Origin of the sequence: Stenotrophomonas sp. SORGH_AS_0282, from assembly GCF_030818125.1 — a bacterium.
GTDB lineage: Bacteria > Pseudomonadota > Gammaproteobacteria > Xanthomonadales > Xanthomonadaceae > Stenotrophomonas > Stenotrophomonas rhizophila_A.
Map to the genome: position 1 here is coordinate 681,929 of NZ_JAUTAB010000001.1, position 21,618 is coordinate 703,546.

Consider the following 21,618-nt stretch of genomic DNA (forward strand, 5'->3'; position numbering starts at 1 on the left):
TAGACCCCACGCATACGCCGCCGGGCCTATGCTTGCGCAATCATCCTCCTGCAGGAGCGCCCATGCGGCTGTCCCATGCACTCCCGGCCGGCCTGCTGGCCCTTGGCCTGTCCGCCTGCGGCGGCAAGGCCGCCGACAGCACGCTGCTGCGCGAATCCTTCGATTCGGGCGACACCTACTCGCGTACCGTTCCCGGCACGCCGGCGCAGGCCTGCGAAGCCGCGCGACGTACCCTGCTCAGCCAAGGCTATGCGATCGCCCGTGCCGACGCCGACGCGGTGGAAGCGAACAAGAACTTCCAGCCGACCGAGGACTCGCACGAGCAGCTGGTGCTGCGCATTTCCTGCGCCGCGCGGGGCGACGAAGCACTGGTGTTCGTCAGTGCCGTGCAGGACCGCTATGCGCTGAAGAAGAGCCCCACCTCGGCCAGTGTGGGCGTGGGCGCGCTGGGCTCGGTGTCGCTGCCGTTCGGCAGCAACGACGATTCGCTGGTGAAGGTGGCCAGCAGCACCGTGCAGGACGGCGACTTCTACCGCCGCTTCTTCACCCGCCTGCAGCAGTACCTGCCGGCGGCCAAGGCCAGCACCCCGGAGCCGGCAGCCGCGCCGGTTCCGCCGGCCCCGGCGCCGCCGGTGACGCCGGTTCCCGAGCCTGCGCAGTCTCCGGTTCCTGCATCGGTCCCCGCAGCGCCTGCCACGCCGACGCCGGCGCCACCCCCGGTTCCCGCCAGCGATACGCCAGACGACGCGCACTGAGCGGGCGCGAAGCATGCCGGGCAAGGGCCGTCATCCCTCGCGCAGGCTGCGCGCAGCGGGCGTTCTGCTGACCGCGGTGATGGGCCTGGTTCCGGCGGCGGAAGCTCGCACGGACCCGGGCGCCTGCGTGCAACGGCTGATCGAACGACTCGGCTGGCAGCTCCAGGACGCCGACATTGCCACGCCGCGCGTGCATGGTGGCCCCGTCTGCGAACGGGCCGACCTGCCCCAGGCGCAGGCTGCCGGCGATCTGCGCGTGCAGCTGCCCCGTGCCTGGACCGCCCCGCAGCGCGAGCGCTTCCTCCAGACGCTGCTGGACGATCCGGCGACCGTGTGCGCCTACGCCTTCGAGCTGGGCAAGGCTACCCGCCGCGCCGCCACGCGCCTGCAGGACAACCCCGGTTACCGGTTCTCGGCGCTGCAGCTGGGCTGGATCGGCTTCGGCCCCGGCGGTGCCCGGGCGCAGGGCTGGCAGGGCTTTCGCAGCTTCGGTCGCGGTTACCAGCCGCACGGATCCAACAGCGCGGCCGTGCAGGCGTTCTATGACGGCCGGGTGCGCAGTGAATGCGGGGTGGGCCGGCAGGTGGCGCAGCTGGCCACCCAGCGCGAGCTGTATGGCGATGCGGCGTTCGATGCGGCGTTCACCCCGGGCGAACTGTCCATCGGCACCTTCCTGACCCTGCACGACACCGACAGCATCCTGCTGGGGCATCACGCCGGCGACTTCTTCGCCGATGGCAAGGCCGTGCGCACCTCGCAGCGCGGCCGCCAGGCGTTCGTGGGCGCCCCCGGCTTCATCGAACATGTGTTCGATCCAGTGTACCTGGACGACATCAACAACCAGGCCGAGAACTTCGTGATCGTCGACGTCGGCCCGGGTGCGGCCGAGGCGTTGCGCGAGCACGGCGGCTTCGCCCATTACGACCGCACCAACCGCCGCATCTGGGAGCTGGCCAGCCGCATGCCCGGGCCCGGGCTGCGACGGTTCGAGCGCCTGCTGTTCGAGCGCGACCCGGCCCTGCGTGCGGCGCTGCCGGCCAGCCAACAGCCGCTGCTGGCTGAACTGGACGCGCTGCTGGACGATCCGTTCTACCGGGAGTTCGTGATTTATGTGCACCCACGCGGTATACGTCCCGTGGGCTATCACATCGCACGCCTGCTCGACCGCAATCCGCGCACGCCGTTCGCGTTCGAGCTGGGCCTGCACAACCTGCATACCACGCTGTACCACCGCTGGATCCAGTCACGGCTCCAGCAGTGCGCGGCAGCGTCGACACATTCGCAAACCGAGCAAAGGTGAGACATGGAAATTGCAATGATTGGACTGGGGCGCATGGGCGCCAACATGGCCGAGCGGCTGCACCGCGGCGGCCACCGCGTGATCGGCGTGGACCCCGGTGAAGCGGCCCGAGCCAGTGCCGCCGCGCGCGGCTTCGACGTGAGTGCAACGGCGGCCGAAGCGCTGGCGAAGCTGTCGGTGCCGCGCGTGGTCTGGCTGATGGTGCCCGCCGGTGAGGTGGTCGACCAGACCCTGGCGTCGCTGTCGCCGCACCTGTCCGAAGGTGACGTGGTGATCGACGGCGGCAACTCGTATTACAAGGATTCGATGCGCCGCGCCACGCAGCTGCTGGAAGAAGACGTGACCTACCTCGACTGCGGCACCAGCGGCGGGGTGTGGGGCCTGCAGGAAGGCTACAGCCTGATGATCGGTGGCGATGCGGCGGCCGTCGAGCGCGTCGGTGCGATCTTCCGCACCCTGGCCCCGGCCGAGGATCGCGGCTGGGTCCACGCGGGGCCGAGCGGAGCCGGGCATTTCTGCAAGATGGTCCACAACGGCATCGAGTACGGAATGATGCAGGCCTATGCCGAAGGCTTCGCGCTGATGCAGCGCAAGACCGAATTCAACCTTGACCTGGGCCAGGTCGCGGCGGCCTGGCAGCACGGCAGCGTGGTGCGGTCCTGGCTGCTGGACCTGAGTGCCGACGCCTTGTCCCGCAACCCGCAGCTGGACGGTATCGCGCCGTTCGTGCCCGATTCCGGCGAAGGCCGCTGGACGGTGGCTGAAGCGATCGACCTGGACGTCTCCGCCCCGGTGATCACCCTGTCGCTGCTGGAGCGGCTGCGCTCACGCGAAAAGAATTCCTTCAGCGACCGCATGCTCTCCGCACTGCGCAACCAGTTCGGCGGCCACGCGATGGTCAAGGAATAACCTTACCGAAGATCCACGCGCCGGCCGCTGCCGGCGCTTTCGCGGCCTGCTTCCAGCAGCCGCATCAGTTGCAATGCTTCTTCAGTACTGACTGGCGCTTCGCCCTCGCCGAGCATCGCATCGCGGAACGCGGCGTAGAACCGGCGATAGTCGCCGACGGCATTGTCCACGGTCTGCCGATGTACCTTTCCTTCGGCATCCACCTGCACCAGCAGCCCATGCTGCGGATCCAGGCCCCAGCCCGGCGCGCCGGGGGCGATGCCCTGGCGCAGCTGGTCTTCCTGCACATCCAGGCCTTCCTTGAGGTAGCTGCCGGTGCTGCCGTGCACGGCAAACCGTGGCGCCGACGCGGCCACCAGTGAACCGGCGTGCACGATCGCGCGCATCGCGGGGTAATGCAGCACCGCATGGAAATAATCATCACTGCGCGCGCCGTCGCGCTGCGCGGTGATGTCGGCACTGATCGCTTCGGGCCAGCCGAACAGCTGCAGCATCTGGTCCAGCAGGTGCGGGCCCAAATCCATCCACAATCCGCTGCCGGGTGCATCGCTCTCGCGCCAGCGATCGCGCACCTGCGGGCGGAAGCGGTCAAAGTGCGAATGGCATTCGGCAACGCGGCCCAGCGTACCGGACGCCAGCACACTGCGCAGGCTGAGGAAGTCGGCATCGCAGCGGCGGTTCTGGAACACGCACACCACGCGCTCCGCGTCGCGCGCGGCATCCACCACCGCCACCGCTTCGGCCGCGCTCAACGCAAACGGTTTGTCGACCAGCACGTGCTTGCCTGCACGCAATGCCGCCAGCGCGAGGGGGGCGTGCTGTTCATTGGGCGTCGCGATCACCACCGCGTCCACCGCCGGGTCGGCCAGAAGAGGCGCCACATCCGCGTGGATGTGCACATCGGTGAAGCTGCGCAGCAGCCGCTCGCGCTGCGAACTGACGATGCTGTGCAGCGCCAGGCCCGGCGTGTGCTGGATCAGCGGCGCATGGAAAACGCTTCCAGCCAGCCCGTATCCGATCAATCCCACTTGTGCGATCGTCGCCATGTGCGTACCTGCCGTGTTGCCTTGGATAAGAATAATTGCAAATGATGCAGTGCGGGAAACCTGAACTGTTGGGATTGAACCTGACCGGTTCACGGCAACGTGATCTTGCAGCGACGTGCTGTCCACGCATCGCAGCCGACACTGGGCCCACTAACCAGGGAGACACCGCACATGACCAACACTACCCGTAATCTGCTTGCTGCTTCGCTCGCTTTCGGCATGCTGCTGGGCACCTCGGCGGCAATGGCCAAGGATCCGCCGAAGACCACCGACAAGACTGCCATGACGCACGCGGATACGCATGAGTCGTCCGAGCCGGCCTCCGATACCTGGATCACCACCAAGGTGAAGAGCGAGCTGCTCACCACCAAGAACGTGTCCGGCACCGAAGTAAAGGTCGAGACGGTCAACGGCGTGGTTTCGCTGTCGGGTACCGTGGATTCCAAGGCCGAGCACGACAAGGCCATTGCCAAGGCCAAGGCCGTCAAGGGCGTCACCAAGGTGGATGCCAGCGCGCTGACGGTTGCATCGGCCGCTGCCAAGCGCTGATCCGCTGCTGTCATGAACACGGGGCGCGCCTTCGGGCGCGCCTTTTTTTTGCGCGGGTTCCCTGTCCGGTCCTCCCGCGTATTCACGTTGGTGTGGAGTATATTCAGGACGTCGCCCCATTCGGCGCACCTCCTGGAGACGGGGGCGCACCGTGCGGGGAAGGGGAACATGCAGGCTGACGAGGGGCTATGGCACTGGTTTTCAGTGATGAACTCTGGGACCGCTGGCGGTTGCCGGCCCTCGGGCTGGCGGCTGTCGCCATCATCGTGGTGCCATGGCTGACGCTGCGCAAACTTTCCGGGGAGAACCTCGATGCGATGCGCTGGGTGACCCACACCCAGGACGTCGGCGTGGCGGTGTACCAGTTGCAGGCCGATGTGCGCGACGTGGAGTCCGCTGCATTGACCATGTCCCGGGGCATCGATGCCCCGGGCCTGCGCGAGCGACTGGGGCAGGCCCGCTTCATCCCGCAGCATTTGGCGCGACTGACCGAACTGACCCGCGACAACCCCGAGCAGCTGGTGCGCATCGGCCGCATCCAGTCGTTGCTGGAGCGGCGCATGGAAGTGGCCCGCGACCTGGCCAGCGCGGGGCCGGAAGACGACCAGCGCCAGCTGGTCCAGGATCTCACCACGCGCTACCCGATCCGCGGCCTCATCGAGGAACTGCAGAACCGCGAGGAGGCGCTGCTGCGCGAACGCTCGGCCCAGTTCGCCCAGCAGCAGCGGCAGGGCGAACTGGTGTCATGGACCGCACTGGTGGTGCAGCTGCTGCTGCTCGGGCTGGTGCTGTGGCTGCTGCACCGGCAGATGCTGCACCGCGCCCGTGCAGAGCGTGCCAGCCGGCGCGCTTCGGCGCGCGCCGCCTCCGTGCTGCATACCGTGCGCGAGCCGATCGTGCTGCTTGACCGCGAACTCAGGGTCCAGCTGCACAACCCGGCGTTCGCCGAGTTGTATGGCCTGGACGACGACGGGACCACCGACGGCCGTGCGCTCGACAGCGTCGGCGGGGGCGCCTGGAGCGACCCGGCCGTGCGCCAGCGGTTGATGGACGTGCTGCTGCGCGGCCGCGAACTGTGGGATTTCGAACACGAACAGCGCACCGACGACGACCAGGTGCGCACCATGCTGATCAACGCCCGCCGCATGCCGTTGCCGGACCGCGATGACGAAGTGGTGCTGATGACGATCACCGATGTCACCGTGCAGCGCGCAGTGCAGCAGCGCGTGGAAGAACTGAACCGCCAGTTGGAGGGCAAGGTGGAGCAGGTGTCGGAGGTCAACCGCGAACTGGAGGCCTTCAGCTACTCGGTATCGCACGACCTGCGCGCGCCGCTGCGTCACGTGGCCGGCTTCTCGGACAAGCTGGCGCGCCACCTGGGCGAAAGCGTAGACGAGAGATCGCGGCATTACCTTGACGTCATCGCCGGCTCGGCGCGGCGGATGGCGACACTGATCGACGACCTTCTAGTGTATTCGCGGCTCGGCCGGGCGGCGATGCGCCTGCAGGCGGTGGACATGCAGTCGCTGGTGGCCGATACCCGCGCACTACTCGATGCCAATGTGCTGAGCGATAGCGAAGCCACCGGCGTGGCGCGGCGCATCGAATGGAAGATCGCCCCGCTGCCGATCCTCGTGTCCGACGACAACATGATGCGGCAGCTCTGGTTGAACCTGCTGGGCAACGCGGTGAAGTATTCGGCCAACGCGCACCCGGCGCGGATCGAGGTGGATTACGCGCGGCAGCCCGACGGCAGCCATCTGTTCAGCGTGCGCGACAACGGTGCCGGCTTCGATATGGCCTATGCCAGCAAGCTGTTCGGCGTATTCCAGCGCCTGCACAAGGCCAGCGACTACCCCGGCACCGGCATCGGACTGGCCAGCGTGCGCCGCGTACTCACCCGCCATGGTGGCCGGATCTGGGCCGAAGCCGCGCTGGACCAGGGCGCCACCTTCCATTTCCTGCTGCCTTCCTCTCTCGACGCACTCAACAAGGGCCCTGCCGCATGACCGCTCTCCGCACCATCCTGCTTGCCGAGGACAGCCCCGCCGACGCCGAAATGGCCATCGATGCGCTGAAGGAAGCGCGCCTGGCCAACCCTATCGTGCACGTCGAAGATGGCGTGGAAGCGATGGACTACCTGCTGCGCCGCGGCGCCTTCGCCAACCGCGAAGAAGGGCTGCCGGCGGTGCTGCTGCTGGATATCAAGATGCCGCGCATGGATGGGCTGGAAGTGCTGCGGTGCATCCGCGACACCGAGGAGCTCAAGCGCCTGCCGGTGGTGATCCTGTCTTCCTCGCGCGAGGAGAGCGACCTGGCCCGCAGCTGGGACATGGGCGTGAATGCCTACGTGGTCAAGCCGGTGGACGTGGACCAGTTCTTCGGCGCCGTGCAGACACTTGGCAAGTTCTGGGCGCTGATCAACCAGGCCCCGGAGGTCGAGTAACCCATGCCGCTGACCGGGCCACCGCTGGGACACCTGCGCATCCTGCTGGTCGAGGACTCGCCGGAAGATGCCGAACTGATGTGCGGGCAGATGCTCGACGCGGGGCTGGAGGCCAGCTTCGAACGGGTGGAGACCGCCGCCGAACTGCGCGATGCGCTGCTGCGCTTCGCGCCGGACATCGTGCTGTCGGACCTGGCCATGCCCGGGTTTTCCGGCAACCAGGCGCTGGAGATCGTGCGCGGCTGGCATCCGGACGTGCCCTTCATCTTCGTGTCGGGCACGATTGGCGAAGAGAACGCCGTGGCCGCCCTGCACCAGGGCGCCAATGACTACATCATCAAGCACCAGCCGGCGCGGCTGCCGTCGGCGGTGGCGCGGGCCGTGCGCGAGGCGCGCGGCACCATCGACCGCCAGCGGGTGGAAGCCGAGCTGATGCGCGCGCAGCGACTGGAAAGCCTGTCGCTGCTGGCCGCCGGGCTCAGCCACGACCTGCGCAACATCCTGCAGCCGCTGCTGATCATGCCGGAGCTGCTCAAGGCGCGTACCGACGACCCGCAGCTGCACCACCTGGCCGATGTGATCGCCGAATGCGGCCGGCGCGGGCACGAGATGGCCGAGTCGATGTTGTCCTTCGTGCGCGGCTCGCGCACACCAAGCGAACGCATCCAGATCGCCCACCTGTTCGAAGCAATGGAGCTGCTGTTGCGCAGCACCCTCCCGGCGCGGGTCAGCCTGCACCTGGAGGTGGACGACCCGGCCCTGGCGGTGGATGCCAACTACACCGAGCTGCAGCAGGTGCTGTTGAACCTGGCGCTCAACGCGATCCAGGCCATGCCCAATGGCGGGCGCTTGTCCCTGCGCGCGGCGGCGGCCCCGGATGCGCATGGCCAGGACTGGCTGCACATCTCGGTGACCGACGAGGGCGTGGGCATGAGCGACGAGGTGCTGGCGCACCTGTTCAACCCGTTCTTCACCACCAAGGTCAACGGCACGGGGCTGGGCCTGATCTCCTGCAAGCGCATCATCGAAGGCGCCCAGGGCAGCATCCGGGTGGAAAGCACGCCGGGCGTGGGCAGCCGGTTCGAACTGCGGCTGCCGATGCGCCAGGCGCCTGTCGATGCGGCCCCACAGGCACAGCCGGTAGCGGCGGGTGCGGGGCAGTCGATCCTGGTGGTCGATGGCGAAGCCACCCGGCTGTCGCTGCTGGGCAATGCCTTGTCCAGCCAGGGGTATCACCTGCAGCTGGCCTCCGATGGCGGCGCTGCGCTGCGCTGGATGCAGCAGGAGGCGATGCCGGCGCTGGTGATCGCCGATGCCGGGGCAAAGCTGCTTTCAGCCAGCCACCTGCTCGATGAGATGGCCACTTTGGGCTACCGCGGCCCGGCGCTGGTGCTGGAAGAGGATGGCGTGCCGGTGCCGCTGGAGCGGTTCCCCAAGGGCGTCGAGGTCCACGTGCTGCGCAAGCCCCTGGAAATGCAGCAGGTGTTCCGCTCGGTCGCCGAGGCGCTGGCGTTCACGCGGTAGGTCACGACCGTTGGTCGTGACGCTGGGGAATACCGACCAACGGTCGGTATCTACGCATCTTCCCACGGGAAACTGGGCAGGCTGGCCACGGCATGCTCCAGGCGCCGCGACCAGTTCGCGTGGATCTCGGCATAGAGCGGGCTGTCGCCGGCCAGGCGCATGCGGTGGCTGATGCGCAGGTCGCCAGCGCGCAGCAGTACCAGGTCGACCGGCAGGCCCACGGAAAGGTTGGAACGGATGGTCGAATCCAGCGACACGATTGCCGTGCGCGCGGCATCGTCCAGCCGGGTCTGCGGGCGGATGATGCGGTCCAGGATCGGCTTGCCGTACTTGGATTCGCCGATCTGCAGGAACGGCGTTTCCGGCGAGGCGGCAATCGCGTTGCCCAGCGGGTAGATCATGTACATCCCGGGGTGTTCACCGCCGACCTGGCCGCCCAGGATCAGGGTCGCCTGGGTGTTGACCCCGTCATGGCCGTGTTCGGGATTGCTGCATTTGACCTGGCTGTCCACCAGCACCCGGCCCACGTACTCGGCCACCTCGAACAGGTGCCGGTAGGCGCGCAGGTTTTCCGGCCGCTGTTCCTCCACGTCGCGGTGCAGCCGCGAGATCAGCAGCTGGGTGGTGGCCAGGTTGCCGGCGGCCATGATGACGAAGACCGCTTCGCCCGGAAATTCGAATTCGTGCAGCTTGCGGTGCACGCGTACGTCGTCCAGCGACGCGTTGGTACGGGTATCGGCGGCGAAGACAAGGCCCTCGTCCACCGCAATGCCGACGCAATAGGTCATGTCGGTGTCCTATGATGTGCACCCCGATTCTATGCGGAGCCCCTGTTGGCCCCGTGTGGATTCGCCCCCCGTACGCTGAATACCATGACCACTGTGCTCCTGAGCCTGGGCAGCAACCTGCAACCGCAGCAGCATCTTCACGCTGCGGTGGCCGCGCTGCGCGGGCGTTTCGGCGATATCCGGGTGTCCCCCGCCTACCGCACCGCCGCCGTGGGCTTCGATGGCCCGGCCTTCCTCAACAACGCGGTGGCGATCGAGACCGATGAGCCACTGGCGGACCTCGACCGGTGGCTGCATGCCGTGGAAGACGCCCATGGGCGTGACCGCAGCGGGCCGCGTTTCAGCGACCGTACGCTGGACATCGACGTGGTGTTCTACGGGGACCTGATCGTGGAAGGCCCGGGGCACCTCCGGATTCCGCGGCCGGAGCTGAAGCACGCGTTCGTGCTCAAGCCGCTGGCCGATATCGCGCCGGACTTCATCGACCCGGTCAGCGGCCTGGACCTGGCCACGTTGTGGCGGGGGCATCGGCAACATGACGACGCGTTCGAGATCGTTGAACTGGGGTGACAGCGTCAAATGGCGGGTGTCGCCAAAAGCGGGGCTTCGGAACGTGTACACGCCGGGGTGTTTGCCATAACCATCGGGTGACCGGCTCCGGGCGCTTGGGCCGCGCTGCGCGCGGTTTCCGGCCAACGGCCGGGGCTACGAACCGTTAGGGGCCCATTGGGATCGGGATCAATCGACCAACGGCGCGCATTACGTCAACATCCGCCCGCCGTCCACCCGCAACGTGTGCCCGGTCACGAACGGGGCGTCGTTGACCAGCCAGTAGACGGCCTCGGCGATCTCCTCCACCGTGCCGGTGCGGCCCAGCGGGGTGCGTGCCAGCAGCGCCTGCTGGGCGAAATCGTCCTTGCCCTGTTCGGGCCACAGGATCGCGCCCGGCGCCACGGCGTTGACCCGGACTTTCGGCGCCAGTTCCAGCGCCAGCGAACGGGTGATCATTTCCAGCGCGGCCTTGGCGGCGGCGTAGACCGGGTGGTCACGCATCGGCTGGGTGCCGTGCAGGTCGGTGAGGTTGACGATGCAGCCCTGGTGGCGGCGCAGCTGCGGCGCGGCGGCCTGGGCCAGCAGCAGCGGCGCGCGGGCGTTCACCGCGAACAGGTCGTCCCACTGGTCGGCGGTGATCTGGCCGAGCAGGGTGGGGTAGAAATTGGAAGCGTTGTTGACCAGCGCATCCAGCCGCCCGAACTGGGCCACGGTCTGTTCGATCAGGTCGGGCAGGGCATCGGCGTCGCGCAGGTCGGCCTGCAGGGCCAGCACACTGCCCGGGCGCAGCATGTCCAGGTCGAAGGCCATCTGCTGCAGCTCGGCGGTGGAGGTGTGTGCGTGCAGCACCACCGACCAGCCACAGGAATGGAACTGGCGGGCGATGGCGGCGCCGATCCGGCGCGCGCTGCCGGTGATCAGCACGACGGGTGTGGTGGCGGTCATCGGGGCTCCTTCCTGCTCGGCTATGCTGTGCATTGTCACCGCAATCGCCTGCACCATGCATACCTCCCTGCCCACGCCCGACGCCGACGCCCTGGCCCACAGCGACGAACTGGCCGCTGCCCTGCGCGCGGAAATCCTCGCCAATGGCGGTGCCATGCCATTTGCCCGGTTCATGGAACTGAGCCTGTATGCGCCGGGCTGGGGCTATTACAGCGCCGGTGCCAGCAAGTTCGGTGCGGCGGGGGACTTCACCACTTCTCCGGAACTGGGCCCGCTGTTCACCGCCACCGTGGCCAACGCAGTGGCCCCGGTCATGCAGCAGCTGGGGCCGCAGGCGCGCTTCCTGGAACTGGGCGGCGGCAGCGGTGCGTTCGCCGAGATCCTGCTCAAGCGCATGCTGGAGCTGGATGCGCTGCCGGAGCGCTATGCGATCCTGGAACCCAGCGCGGACCTGCGCGAGCGCCAGCGCGAGCGCCTGGAGAAGGCGCTGGTGCCACCGCTGTTCGCGTTGGTCGAATGGCTGGACGGGCCGTTCGACGACGACTGGGACGGCATGGTGTTCGCCAATGAAGTCATCGATGCGCTGCCGACCCCGCGCTTCCTGGCGCGCGACGGCATGGTCTACGAAGAAACCGTGGAGCTGGATGCCGACGGGCGCTTCATGCGCGGGGCGCAACCGGCCGATGCCATGCTCACCTCGGCCGTGCGCCATCTGGAACGCTACCGTGAGAAGCCCTTCGCCGATGGCTACCGTTCCGAGCTGCTGCCGCACCTGCCGTACTGGATCCAGGCGGTCGCTGGCGGGCTGAAGCGCGGCGCGATGCTGTTCGTTGATTACGGCTACCCGCGCAACGAGTACTACCGCGATGACCGCGATGACGGCACCGTGCGCGCCTTCTACCGTCACCATGTGCACAACGACGTGTTCCTGTGGCCGGGCCTGCAGGACCTGACCGCATCAGTGGATTTCACCGCGCTGGCCGAAGCCGGCACCCATGCCGGCTTCGAGCTGGCCGGCTACTGCACCCAGTCCAGTTTCCTGCTCGGCAACGGCCTGGATGGGTTGCTGGCATTGGCAGAGGAACGTGCCGACGAGATCGGCAAGCTGCGCCTGCGTGACCAGGTCAAGAAACTCACCCTGCCCAGCGAGATGGGCGAGCGCTTCCAGGTGATGGGCTTCCAGCGCGACGTGGACTTCGATCCGGCGTTCCTGCTTGGCGACCTGACCTGGCGGCTCTGAAATGACCGCGACCGGGATGTTGAAGCCGCTGCGCTTCCCGCGCGTGTGGCTGGGGCTGTGGTGGCTGGCGATCGCGGTCACGATCGTGGTCTGCCTGATCCCGCCACCGCCGCTGGCATTGCCGCAGAACAGCGACAAGATCGAGCACTTCCTTGCGTACTTCCTGCTGGCCTCGGCGGCGGTGCAGATCTACCGCACGCGCGCGGCACTGCTGTGGGCCGGCGCCGGGCTGGTGCTGCTGGGCGTGGGCATTGAATTCCTGCAGGGCGCGCTGACCACCGACCGCATGGCCGACCCGATGGATGCGCTGGCCAACATCGTCGGCGTGGTGGTCGGCATGGCAACGGTATTCACGCCGCTGCGCGATCTGCTTTTGCGCATGAAGGGCTAGCCGGGTAGGGTCGGTTCCCGAACGACCGCAGTGAACGTATCAACGCCCGGTAACGCATGACCTGCAACGAAGCAGAAACCGTTGCCGTTGATTGCAATGCGTTACCGGTTTCGGAAACGTTATCGGCGGTCGTTTGGGAACCGACCCTACCTCATTCAGGCAGCACGGGTCCGGCCATGGGCCGGCACCGCTACTTCATCAACGCGGCACCAGCTCCAGCGTGTCGAGCACCCACATCGTGGGGCGGGTGTCGCCGGTGAAGCGCACGCACAGGTCCTGGCGGCCCTTCAGTGAACGCGGCAGCGCCGCTTCCAGCGTGATGAATCCATCCGCGCCCGGGGTGGCCGGCAGCGGCACGCTGGCCAGCGGCTTGCCATCGCACTGCGCATTGAGGACGTCCATCTCGCCGTGTGCGCTGCGTGCCTTCACGAAGCGGCGCTGCGGTTCGTCGTGGGCCAGCTGGAAGTAGTACGGAATCTGTCCGGCACGCACCCGCAGCTTGGCGATGCCGTCCATGTCCGCGCCTTCCCACAGCCAGCACGGGTTGAAGATGTTCACGTTGAAGATCGCGCGTTCGCCGTCGGCCGGGCCGTCGTCTTCCAGCCGCAGCAGCAGCTTGCCTTCGCCCGGGCACATTGCCAGGTGTTCGTCGGTGCGGCTCAGCAGCGACTGCGCGGTGACGTCGAAGCGGCTGGCCGCCTTGGCCAGCGCCTGGCCGTTGAAGAACGTGGCGGCCTGGACCCCCACCGGCAGCGGCTGGGTCAGCGGCGCGGTGTAGCGCGGCGACGCCGCGGTGACCGGGCTACCGTCCACGCTGTAGCGGATCTCGTAGTTGAGCGGGTTGCGCAGTGCCAACGTCGCGGTGCCCGCCTTGCGGTCGTCGCTCACATCCGCTTCCACTTCGAACGGGGTCTGTGCATACGCGATGCCCATCGCCTGCCAGCGCTGCAGCTGCGACGGCAGGCGCGCCAGGAAGTCGGCGAAGTCGCGGCGCTCACGCGGCGACCAGCCGGTTTCGGCGACTGCGGCCAGGCGCGGGAACACGTTGTGGTGCAGGCGCGCGACACTGCGGGTGTGCTCGGTGAACATGTTGGCCTGCAGGCCCAGGATGTGCTGTTGCTTGTCGCGGGCCAGGCTGTCGGGCACCGGCTCGAACCCGTACACGCGGCCCAGCGGGGTGGTCAGCGGGCGGCCCGGCGGCTCGTTTTCCGAGTTGGTCTGCAGGTAATCCATGTACATGTCGGTTACCGGCGACATCACCACGTCGTGGCCTTCGCTGGCGGCCTTGAGGCCACCTTCGGTACCGCGCCAGGACATCACCGTGGCTTCCGGCGGCAGCCCGCCTTCGAGGATCTCGTCCCAGCCGATCAGGCGGCGATCGTGCTGTTCGAGGAACTTCTCCAGCCGCTTGATCAGGTGCGCCTGCATCTCGTTTTCGGTGCCGGCGCCCACTTCGCGCATGCGTTCCTGCACGCGCGCGGAGGCTTCCCACTGGTCCTTGACCGCCTCGTCGCCGCCGACATGGACGTACTTGGCGGGGAACAGCTGGATGACTTCCTCCAGCACGTTCTCCAGGAACTCGAAGGTGCTTTCTTCGGTGTTGAACAGGTTCGGGAACACGCCCCATTCGCTGAGTGGCTGCAACGGCGTATCGATCGTGCCCAGCTCGGGGTACGCAGCGATGGCGGCGGTGGCGTGGCCGGGCACGTCGATCTCCGGGATCACCTGGATATGCCGCGCGGCGGCGTAGGCGATCACTTCACGGATCTGGTCCTGGGTATAGAAGCCGCAATACGGGCGCGGCGCACCGGTGGCCGGGTCGCGCCCGCCATCGCCGGCCGGAATACGGCAGCTGCCCACGCCGGTGAGCTTCGGGTAGCGCTTGATTTCCATGCGCCAGCCCTGGTCATCGGTGAGATGCCAATGGAAAGTGTTGAGCTTCTGTTCGGCCATCGCGTCGAGCACGCGCTTGATCTCGTCCAGGCTCTGGAAGTGGCGCGCCGAATCGAGCATCAGCCCGCGCCAGCTGAAACGCGGCGCATCGTCGATCTTCAGTGCCGGCACGACACCGTCGCTGCCGCCCGTGAGCAGCTGCGACAGGGTGGCCGCGCCATAGAAAAGGCCGGCTTCGGTGGCGGCCTGCACGGTCACGCCGCGCGCATCGCTGCGCAGCTGGTAACCCTCGGCGCCGGTCTTCAGGGTGGCGTCGAGCACGAAGCGGATGCCGTCGTTGCCGCGTGCGGTGGCCACGACCAGTGGGGGACCACCGCTGTGCTGCAGCTGGGTCGCGAACAGGCTGGCCACGCGCTGGGCGGCCGCGCCCTGCGCGCGCAGCGCGGTCGTGGAGGTGACGGTGTAGCCCGCGCCTTCGAGGCGTTGCAGCTGGGCGGGGGCGGGAATCAGTGGCAACGAGCCGGGCAGGGCGCGCGGGCCATCGGGGGCCTGGGCATCGGTGGCATGTGCCAGCGGGGCCAGCGAGAGCGCCAGGGCCAGCGGCAGCAGCGACAGCGAGGTACGACGGGTGCGGGTGTGCATCGGGTCATTCCTTTGGTGCGGTTTAAAAAAAACGGGCCCGGTTCCGGGCCCGTTTTCAGTGGGCCGGAACGGCCCACCGGGTAGCGCCGGCCGTTGGCCGGCACACCAATGCCACATTAGTACTTGAAGCGGAAGTTCAGGTAGTACTGGCGACCGTTGGAGTAGAACGAGGTCGGAATGGACGCGCTCTGGTAGTATTTGTAGGTCGGGTTGTTGAGGTTCAGGCCATCCAGGGTGATGCTCATCCACTTGGTGGGTGCGTAGCTCAGCGAGGCCGACAGCGTGCCGAAATCATCCTGGTAGTACGGGTTGGCACCGGACAGGCTGATCAGGAACGAGGAACGGCGGGTGTAGCTGACGCGTGCACCGAAGGTTTCATTCTCGAAGAAGGCGCCCACGTTGTAGGTGTTCTTCGAGGTGCCCAGCAGGTTGTGGCTGCCGTCGGCCCAGGTGTGCGCCGAGCTGCCGTTGGCGTAGGTGTAGTTGGCGTTGATGCCGAAGTTCTCGCCGATCGGCTGTTCGTAGGCCACTTCCACGCCGGTGACCTTGCCGTCGGCATTGATCGGGGTGGAAACCGCGTAGGTTTCAAGCTGGTTGGTCAGTTCGCTGAAGAGCTGGCGGTTGACGACGTCGAAGGCGACGTAGTCCTTCAGGTCGATGTGGTACGCACCAACCGACAGCAGGCCGCGCGGCATGAAGTACCACTCCAGGTTGGCGTCCAGGTTGCTGCCGATGGTCGGCTTCAGTTCCGGGTTGCCGCCACCGCCGGTCTTGTTCAGGTCCGAACCCCATGCAGAGGCACCCAGCGCGGAGTAGTCCGGCAGGGTCTGGGTCTGCGACGCGGCCACGCGCAGCACCAGGTTGTCGTCCAGGTCGAACTTGATGTTGGCGCTCGGCAGCACGCGGCTGTGCTTGTTCTGGAACGCCTGGCGCTGCCACATGCCGAACAGGCTGCTCACGTCGGCACGGGCGGCATCGCTGACCGCCAGGTAGGTGTCGATGTCCTGCTTGATGTCCACGTAACGCAGGCCGACGTTACCGCTCCACCAGTCACCGGTGAAGTTGGCCTGCACGTAGCCGGCGAAGTTCTTTTCCTTCACCTTCCACTCGGCGCCGTAGTTGTGGCGGCCGGTCGGGCCATCGTTGTTGGACAGCCAGGTGGAGTTGTTGAGGATGGCGGTCTTCAGCGCGTCGGGGGTGTAGTACCAGATGTCGCGCGGGAAGGTGCCACCGATGCCGCTGGCGAAGTTGCTCGGGTACTGGCCGGTGGCGCTGCCCTGCAGGGCCGACCAGATGTCGCCCGGGCTGGCGCCTTCCGGCGACAGCGCTTCACGCTCGTGGTCGGCGAAGCGCAGGCCGAAGTCGATCGAGCTCAGTGCACCGCCATCGCCGAAGTACTGGTTGAAGTCCAGCGACGCCCAGTCTTCCTTGTCTTCCGCCTTGACCTGCTGGTTGCCCCAGGTGCCGAAGCTGCTGACGCCGCCCGGGCTGGTATCGCCGCCCACGTTCCAATCCACCGGCGAACCTGCGCCATGGGTGGCCCAGCTGGCGCCGCCGCCCTGGCCCAGGGTCACTTCGGCAATGAACTGGCGCGGCGTCTCGCCGGTGCCCTTGGTGGTACCGGCCTGGAACTTGGCGCCCAGGTTGTCGTTGATCTGCCAGTCGGCATCGAAGGTGACGTAGCTGGTCTTGGCCGTCGCCTCACGGTAGATCATGTCGTACACGGCGTAGTTGGTGCCCGGCACGCCCGCGTAGGTGGCATTGGTGAGTACGCCGTCCTTGATGGTGTAGCCCGGGTTCGGCGCCTGCGACGCGGCGAAGTTGCCGCCCCACATCATGTAGTTGCGGTTGTAGTTGTTCGCTTCAAGTTCGGAGGTGAAGCCGCTCAGGCCGAGGGTCAGGTCGTCGATCGGCTTCCACTGCAGGGTGACCAGGCCGCCCTTGCGCTCACGGGTCTGCTCGAACAGGGTCGAACCCAGCAGGCCCGGCACGTTCACGCCGACCAGGTCCGGGTTGGTCGCCGCCACCGGGTCGGTAGCCTTGATCTTGAAGAAGCCGCCCGGGATTTCCTGCGCTTCGCGGCGCAGCTCGCGCTTCTGGTAGAAGCCCTGCACCATCACGCCGAAGGTGCTGTCGGCGTTCTTGTAGTTGAACAGGCCCGAGAACTGCGGGTCGTTGGAATCGGCCTGGTCCGAACGCACCACGCCCAGCGAGGCTTCGGCACTGAGCTGCTTGGAGAACTGCAGCGGCTTGCGGGTGATGATGTTGACCGTACCAGTGGTGCCGCCGTCCTGCAGCTTGGCCTGCGAGGACTTGTTCACTTCCACCGAGCTGACCAGTTCCGACGGCAGCAGCGAGTAGCTCACGCTGCGGCCGACGTTGTTGCCCTGGCTGAGCACGAACCAGTCGGCCGAGCCGACGCTGTGGCCGTCGATCAGGGTCTGGGTGAGGCTGGGGCTGGTGCCGCGCAGGCTGACGCGGTCGGCTTCGTCGAAGCCGCCTTCGTCGGCGCTGGCCGAGCTGATGTTCACGCCGGGCAGGCGCTGCAGGGTGTCGGCCACGTTGTGCGCCGGCAGCTTGCCGACGTCTTCGGCGGTGACCACTTCCAGGCGCGCATTGGCATCACGCTTGGTGTCGAGGGATTTCTCCATCGAACCGCGGATACCGGTGACGACCACGGTGTCCAGGTCGGTGGCGGTGGGCTGTGCTTCCTGCGCCTGGGCGCCGAAGGCGATACAGCTGAAAATGGCTGCCGAAAGCAGGCTCTTGCGGTGGTTCATGATGTCTCTCCTCATCAATCGTTGGTGCGCCAGCGACGGCGTGCGGTTTGCGATGCGTGCGATCAAGCGTCCGTGCGGCCGAGGTACCAGCTGGCGGCGCCGATGACGCCCAGCTGCCCGTGCTCGACCACCTTCACGGGTATGCGTTCCAGCGCCTCGCGCATCGGACCCTTGTTGAGGTACCGGGACACGAAGGTGCTGTTCAACAGGTATTCGCGGATCTGCGGCAGGATGCCGCCAGCCAGGTACACGCCACCGTGGGCGCCGTACTGCAGCGCCATGTCACCGATGGTGCTGCCGAGCAGGCCGCAGAACACGTCCAGGCTCTGGCGGGCCAGTGCGTCCTGGTTGCCCACGGCCGCGGCGGTGATCGCATCGGGCGTGGCCAGCACGGCCGGCTGGCCTTCGATCGCGCACAGGGCGCGGTAGAGGTTCATCAGGCCCGGGCCGGACAGCGCATGTTCGACCGAGACGTGGGCGAGGTCGCGCTGCATCTGCCGCACGATCGCCATTTCCAGCTCGGTGCTCACCGCCAGCGTCGGCTGGCCGGCTTCGGTGGCCAGCACCACCGCGCCATGCGCGGTCGGGATCCACAGCGCCGCACCCAGCCCGGTGCCCGGGCCAACCACCAGGGTCGGGCCGCGCGGGGCGGTGGCCGGGCCGGTCAGCTGCAGTACGCCGCTGGCATCGACCTGTGCGGCGGCGTAGGCCACGGCTTCGAAGTCATTGACGATGTACACCGTTTCCAGGCCGAGGTCGGCCTCGATCTGGCGCGCCGACAGCGGCCACGGCACGTTGGCGGTGATCACCGTGCCGTCTTCGCGGGCATACCCGGCGGTGGCCACCACGCAGTGCGCGGGGCGCTCGCCGTCGGCGATGAAGGCCTGCAGGATCGCGCTCAGGCCGGCGTAGTCGGCGTTGCGGAACTTGCGGTATTCGAGGAGCTGGACCGGATGGGCCGGGTCCGGGCTGGCCTGTACACGGGCCACGCGGACATGCGTGCCGCCCACGTCGGCCGCCAGGAACGGCGGCATCGAGAGGGGGGCGTTGGCCGATACGGCGTGGGCGGCTGCGGTCACACGGGCTCCCTTGGGATACGTACGGCCAGGTCTGGACCCCGGCGATTGAGCGGAGTCTGTAATCGTTCTGACAACGATGTCAACGACAACCTCACACTTTCGATGCTGCGGCGCAGCGACCTGCGTCACAAGAAAACGTTTTCAGTCCACTCCCGTCAAGATTTCGTAAAGCCGTTGCAATCAGGGGCTGTGTGAAGGCGCAGCGGGGCGTTGCGGGGTTTCTGTGCAGCTGCAGCATGTGGTTTTCCCCGATCTGCGCGGAAACCAATTGTTGACAAAGCCGGGTGGCCCATCGAATAAATGTGACAACGTTGTTCCCAGCCACTCTTCCGACGCCGCCCGCGTGCCGTCGATGCAGGAGCCCTCCAGATGTCTGCCGTGCCTGCTGCTACCGCGCGTTCGAGCGTGGCCACTTCGATCCTCATCATCGGGGTGCTGTTCTTCCTGATCGGCTTCTTCACCTGGCTCAATGGCCCGCTGATCACCTTCGTCAAACTGGCCTTTGAACTGGACGAGGTCGGCGCCTTCCTGGTGCTGATGGTGTTCTACCTGTCCTACTTCTTCCTGGCGCTGCCGGCCTCGTGGATCCTCAAGCGCACCGGCATGAAGAAGGGCCTGAGCCTGAGCCTGCTGGTGATGGCCGCCGGTGCGGTGGTGTTCGCGCACTTCGCGCAGCAGCGCTGGTATCCCGGTGCGCTCAGCGGCCTGTTCATCATCGGCAGCGGCCTGGCCCTGCTGCAGACGGCGGTGAACCCGTACATCAGCATCCTGGGCCCGATCGAAACCGCCGCGCGCCGCATCGCGCTGATGGGCATCTGCAACAAGATCGCCGGCATGATCGCCCCGTTCCTGATCGGCACCCTGGTGCTGCACGGCATCGGCGACCTCTCCGAGCAGGTGGCCAGCGCCGACCCGGTGACCCGCAACGCGCTGCTGGATACCTTCGCGGCCAAGATCCAGATGCCGTACATGGCCATGGCCGGCCTGCTGGTGGTGCTCGCGGTGGGCGTGCTGTTCTCGCCGCTGCCGGAAATCAAGACCGCCGAAGCCAACGCCACCCCGGCGCGCGCGCCCGGCCTGGCCGAACGCAGCAGCATCTTCCAGTTCCCGCACCTGTGGCTGGGCGTGCTGTGCCTGTTCGTGTACGTGGGCGTGGAAGTGATGGCCGGTGATGCCATCGGCACCTATGGGCACGGGTTCGGCCTGCCGCTGGACCAGACCAAGCTGTTCACCTCCATCACCCTGTTCGCCATGCTGGTGGGCTACCTGGCCGGCCTGGCGCTGATTCCGCACCTGGTCTCGCAGCAGCGTTACCTGAGCATCTCGGCCAGCCTGGGCGTGCTGTTCTGCATCGGTGCGCTGTTCACCCATGGCTATGTGTCGGTCGGCTTCGTGGCCGCGCTGGGCTTTGCCAACGCCATGATGTGGCCGGCGATCTTCCCGCTGGCGATCCGGGGCCTGGGCCGCTTCACCGAAACCGGCTCGGCGCTGCTGGTGATGGCCATCGCCGGTGGCGCGATCATCCCGCAGGCGTTCGCCGTGCTGAAGCAGCATTTCGACTTCCAGTGGGTGTTCGCGGGCCTGATGGTGCCGTGCTACCTGTACATCCTGTTCTACTCCCTGCGCGGCCACCGGGTCGGGCTGCCCCGCGACGGGCAGTGATCGGCGATCATGGACGCCCAACCGGTGAGCCAGGAAAAGAGCATGCGTAGAGCGACCATCAAGGATGTCGCCGAACGGGCCAAGGTGTCGTTGAAGACCGTTTCGCGGGTCATCAACAACGAACCGTCGGTCATGCAGGCCACGCGCGCGCGCGTGCTGCGCGCCATCGCCGAACTCGATTACGAGCCCGATCCCGCCGCACGCAACCTGCGCACCGGCACCACGCTGGTGATCGGGCTGGTCTACGACAACCCCAACCCGTACCACATCATCGGTGTGCAGAACGGCGTGCTGGCTGCGTGCCGCGAGACCGGCTTCGGGCTGCAGATCCACCCGTGCGATTCCAGTTCGCCGATGCTGGCCGAAGAGCTCGCCGACTGGGTGCAGCGTTCGCGCCTGGCCGGGCTGGTGCTGACCGCGCCGATGTCCGAACGCCGCGACCTGGTCGCCGCGCTGACCGCGCGGGGCATCAAGCTGGTCCGCATCATCGCCGCCACCGCCGATCCGCAGGATGGCGCGTGCGTGTTCGTGGACGACCGCGAGGCCGCCTACGAAATCACCGAACACCTCATCCAGCTCGGCCACCAGCGCATTGGGTTCCTCTGGGGTGGCTCCTCGCACCGTTCCAGCGGCGAACGCCATGCCGGTTACGAAGCCGCGCTGCGCGACTACGGCATGACCGTGGACAAGCACCTGGTGGTGCAGGGCGACTACACCTTCGACGACGGTTTCCGTGGCGCGCGCCGCCTGCTGGCGCTGCGCGAGCCGCCCACCGCGATCTTCGGTTCCAACGATGAAATCGCCGCCGGCGTGCTCGCCGCAGCCAAGTCGGCCGGCATGAACGTGCCCTACGACCTGTCCATCGCCGGCTTCGAGGACAGCCCGTTCTCCCGCCAGTCGTGGCCGCCGCTGACCACCGCCAAGCAGGCCACCGAAGACATCGCGCGGCATGCCGCGCGCCTGCTGATCGCGCAGCTGCGCAGCGATGCGTATGACGATGCGCCGCTGCAGCTGCAGAACCAGGGCTTCGTACCGCAGCTGGTCGTGCGCGGTTCGACCGCGCCGATGCGGCCGGTCGGCACGCGGCCCCCCACCCCTGAAACCACCTGAGTCCCGC

The 21,618-nt window shown here is 67.3% G+C and carries 18 protein-coding genes; 12 read left to right on the forward strand and 6 right to left on the reverse strand.

Features of this window, described 5'->3' with window-relative positions:
- Window positions 1-62: 62 nt before the first annotated feature.
- From QE395_RS02975 to gnd, 3 genes are read left to right on the forward strand one after another with little or no spacing between them, the layout of a single operon-like run.
- The gene (locus tag QE395_RS02975) at window positions 63-755 is read left to right on the forward strand and encodes a DUF2242 domain-containing protein (RefSeq protein WP_249833128.1); all 693 of its coding nucleotides are present in this window, start codon (window positions 63-65) and stop codon (window positions 753-755) included.
- Between the two features lie 13 nt (window positions 756-768).
- Entirely contained in the window at window positions 769-2,055 is a 1,287-nt protein-coding gene (locus tag QE395_RS02980; RefSeq protein WP_306987514.1) for a hypothetical protein, read from the forward strand.
- A gap of 3 nt (window positions 2,056-2,058) precedes the next feature.
- On the forward strand, window positions 2,059-2,964 hold the full coding sequence (gnd, locus tag QE395_RS02985; protein WP_210131078.1) for a phosphogluconate dehydrogenase (NAD(+)-dependent, decarboxylating): 906 nt from the start codon (window positions 2,059-2,061) through the stop codon (window positions 2,962-2,964).
- 2 nt (window positions 2,965-2,966) lie between these two features.
- Here the strand turns inward: gnd and QE395_RS02990 are convergent, their stop codons facing one another.
- Complete coding sequence (locus QE395_RS02990) at window positions 2,967-4,010, reverse strand: oxidoreductase (RefSeq protein ID WP_306987515.1); 1,044 nt, start codon at window positions 4,008-4,010, stop codon at window positions 2,967-2,969.
- Between the two features lie 171 nt (window positions 4,011-4,181).
- Between QE395_RS02990 and QE395_RS02995 the strand changes: the two genes are divergently transcribed.
- The 4 genes from QE395_RS02995 (at window position 4,182) to QE395_RS03010 (ending at window position 8,529) form a co-directional block, all read left to right on the forward strand.
- Window positions 4,182-4,559: a BON domain-containing protein gene (locus QE395_RS02995; protein WP_068854035.1), complete on the forward strand. Its 378-nt coding sequence runs from the start codon at window positions 4,182-4,184 to the stop codon at window positions 4,557-4,559.
- 188 nt (window positions 4,560-4,747) lie between these two features.
- Complete coding sequence (locus QE395_RS03000) at window positions 4,748-6,568, forward strand: ATP-binding protein (RefSeq protein ID WP_306987516.1); 1,821 nt, start codon at window positions 4,748-4,750, stop codon at window positions 6,566-6,568.
- The gene (locus tag QE395_RS03005) at window positions 6,565-7,005 is read left to right on the forward strand and encodes a response regulator (protein WP_093533528.1); all 441 of its coding nucleotides are present in this window, start codon (window positions 6,565-6,567) and stop codon (window positions 7,003-7,005) included. The genes QE395_RS03000 and QE395_RS03005 overlap by 4 nt, the downstream gene beginning before the upstream one ends.
- Window positions 7,006-7,008: 3 nt before the next feature.
- On the forward strand, window positions 7,009-8,529 hold the full coding sequence (locus tag QE395_RS03010) for an ATP-binding protein (RefSeq protein ID WP_306987517.1): 1,521 nt from the start codon (window positions 7,009-7,011) through the stop codon (window positions 8,527-8,529).
- A 50-nt stretch (window positions 8,530-8,579) separates the two neighbouring features.
- On the opposite strand, the gene QE395_RS03015 is transcribed toward QE395_RS03010, so the two are convergent.
- Window positions 8,580-9,317 (reverse strand): 20S proteasome subunit A/B, encoded by a 738-nt coding sequence (locus tag QE395_RS03015; protein ID WP_306987519.1) that lies wholly within the window; start codon window positions 9,315-9,317, stop codon window positions 8,580-8,582.
- 84 nt (window positions 9,318-9,401) lie between these two features.
- On the opposite strand from QE395_RS03015, the gene folK reads away from it, so the two are divergent.
- A complete protein-coding gene (gene folK / locus QE395_RS03020) occupies window positions 9,402-9,887 on the forward strand; it encodes a 2-amino-4-hydroxy-6-hydroxymethyldihydropteridine diphosphokinase (protein WP_306987521.1) in 486 nt (161 codons plus the stop codon).
- Between the two features lie 189 nt (window positions 9,888-10,076).
- Here folK and QE395_RS03025 read toward each other — a convergent pair whose 3' ends face one another.
- Window positions 10,077-10,814 carry a pteridine reductase gene (locus QE395_RS03025; RefSeq protein ID WP_306987522.1) on the reverse strand — a complete coding sequence of 246 codons (738 nt, stop codon included), beginning with the start codon at window positions 10,812-10,814 and terminating at the stop codon, window positions 10,077-10,079.
- 55 nt (window positions 10,815-10,869) lie between these two features.
- Here QE395_RS03025 and QE395_RS03030 point away from each other — a divergent pair, with 55 nt between their 5' ends.
- Both QE395_RS03030 and QE395_RS03035 read left to right on the forward strand, forming a co-directional pair.
- Window positions 10,870-12,054, forward strand: a complete 1,185-nt coding sequence (locus QE395_RS03030; RefSeq protein ID WP_068854809.1) for an SAM-dependent methyltransferase — start codon at window positions 10,870-10,872, stop codon at window positions 12,052-12,054.
- A 1-nt stretch (window position 12,055) separates the two neighbouring features.
- The gene (locus QE395_RS03035) at window positions 12,056-12,445 is read left to right on the forward strand and encodes a VanZ family protein (protein WP_306987523.1); all 390 of its coding nucleotides are present in this window, start codon (window positions 12,056-12,058) and stop codon (window positions 12,443-12,445) included.
- A 198-nt stretch (window positions 12,446-12,643) separates the two neighbouring features.
- Here QE395_RS03035 and QE395_RS03040 read toward each other — a convergent pair whose 3' ends face one another.
- The 3 genes from QE395_RS03040 to QE395_RS03050 form a co-directional block, all read right to left on the reverse strand.
- Window positions 12,644-14,980 (reverse strand): family 20 glycosylhydrolase, encoded by a 2,337-nt coding sequence (locus QE395_RS03040; RefSeq protein WP_306987524.1) that lies wholly within the window; start codon window positions 14,978-14,980, stop codon window positions 12,644-12,646.
- Window positions 14,981-15,096: 116 nt separating this feature from the next.
- On the reverse strand, window positions 15,097-17,760 hold the full coding sequence (locus QE395_RS03045; protein ID WP_095362958.1) for a TonB-dependent receptor: 2,664 nt from the start codon (window positions 17,758-17,760) through the stop codon (window positions 15,097-15,099).
- 62 nt (window positions 17,761-17,822) lie between these two features.
- On the reverse strand, window positions 17,823-18,794 hold the full coding sequence (locus QE395_RS03050) for a glucokinase family protein (protein ID WP_068854807.1): 972 nt from the start codon (window positions 18,792-18,794) through the stop codon (window positions 17,823-17,825).
- Between the two features lie 414 nt (window positions 18,795-19,208).
- On the opposite strand from QE395_RS03050, the gene QE395_RS03055 reads away from it, so the two are divergent.
- Together QE395_RS03055 and QE395_RS03060 are read left to right on the forward strand one after the other, a co-directional pair.
- Window positions 19,209-20,501: a sugar MFS transporter gene (locus tag QE395_RS03055; RefSeq protein ID WP_068854025.1), complete on the forward strand. Its 1,293-nt coding sequence runs from the start codon at window positions 19,209-19,211 to the stop codon at window positions 20,499-20,501.
- 42 nt (window positions 20,502-20,543) lie between these two features.
- Entirely contained in the window at window positions 20,544-21,611 is a 1,068-nt protein-coding gene (locus tag QE395_RS03060; RefSeq protein WP_068854805.1) for a LacI family DNA-binding transcriptional regulator, read from the forward strand.
- The last annotated feature ends 7 nt before the right edge of the window (window positions 21,612-21,618 follow it).

Bases quoted from the DNA above. Each gene is read 5' to 3' on its own strand.
- QE395_RS02975 (WP_249833128.1), top strand. From the start codon at position 63: ATGCGGCTGTCCCATGCACTCCCGGCCGGCCTGCTGGCCCTTGGCCTG.
- QE395_RS02980 (WP_306987514.1), top strand. From the start codon at position 769: ATGCCGGGCAAGGGCCGTCATCCCTCGCGCAGGCTGCGCGCAGCGGGC.
- gnd (WP_210131078.1), top strand. From the start codon at position 2,059: ATGGAAATTGCAATGATTGGACTGGGGCGCATGGGCGCCAACATGGCC.
- QE395_RS02990 (WP_306987515.1), bottom strand. From the start codon at position 4,010: ATGGCGACGATCGCACAAGTGGGATTGATCGGATACGGGCTGGCTGGA.
- QE395_RS02995 (WP_068854035.1), top strand. From the start codon at position 4,182: ATGACCAACACTACCCGTAATCTGCTTGCTGCTTCGCTCGCTTTCGGC.
- QE395_RS03000 (WP_306987516.1), top strand. From the start codon at position 4,748: ATGGCACTGGTTTTCAGTGATGAACTCTGGGACCGCTGGCGGTTGCCG.
- QE395_RS03005 (WP_093533528.1), top strand. From the start codon at position 6,565: ATGACCGCTCTCCGCACCATCCTGCTTGCCGAGGACAGCCCCGCCGAC.
- QE395_RS03010 (WP_306987517.1), top strand. From the start codon at position 7,009: ATGCCGCTGACCGGGCCACCGCTGGGACACCTGCGCATCCTGCTGGTC.
- QE395_RS03015 (WP_306987519.1), bottom strand. From the start codon at position 9,317: ATGACCTATTGCGTCGGCATTGCGGTGGACGAGGGCCTTGTCTTCGCC.
- folK (WP_306987521.1), top strand. From the start codon at position 9,402: ATGACCACTGTGCTCCTGAGCCTGGGCAGCAACCTGCAACCGCAGCAG.
- QE395_RS03025 (WP_306987522.1), bottom strand. From the start codon at position 10,814: ATGACCGCCACCACACCCGTCGTGCTGATCACCGGCAGCGCGCGCCGG.
- QE395_RS03030 (WP_068854809.1), top strand. From the start codon at position 10,870: ATGCATACCTCCCTGCCCACGCCCGACGCCGACGCCCTGGCCCACAGC.
- QE395_RS03035 (WP_306987523.1), top strand. From the start codon at position 12,056: ATGACCGCGACCGGGATGTTGAAGCCGCTGCGCTTCCCGCGCGTGTGG.
- QE395_RS03040 (WP_306987524.1), bottom strand. From the start codon at position 14,980: ATGCACACCCGCACCCGTCGTACCTCGCTGTCGCTGCTGCCGCTGGCC.
- QE395_RS03045 (WP_095362958.1), bottom strand. From the start codon at position 17,760: ATGAACCACCGCAAGAGCCTGCTTTCGGCAGCCATTTTCAGCTGTATC.
- QE395_RS03050 (WP_068854807.1), bottom strand. From the start codon at position 18,794: ATGCCGCCGTTCCTGGCGGCCGACGTGGGCGGCACGCATGTCCGCGTG.
- QE395_RS03055 (WP_068854025.1), top strand. From the start codon at position 19,209: ATGTCTGCCGTGCCTGCTGCTACCGCGCGTTCGAGCGTGGCCACTTCG.
- QE395_RS03060 (WP_068854805.1), top strand. From the start codon at position 20,544: ATGCGTAGAGCGACCATCAAGGATGTCGCCGAACGGGCCAAGGTGTCG.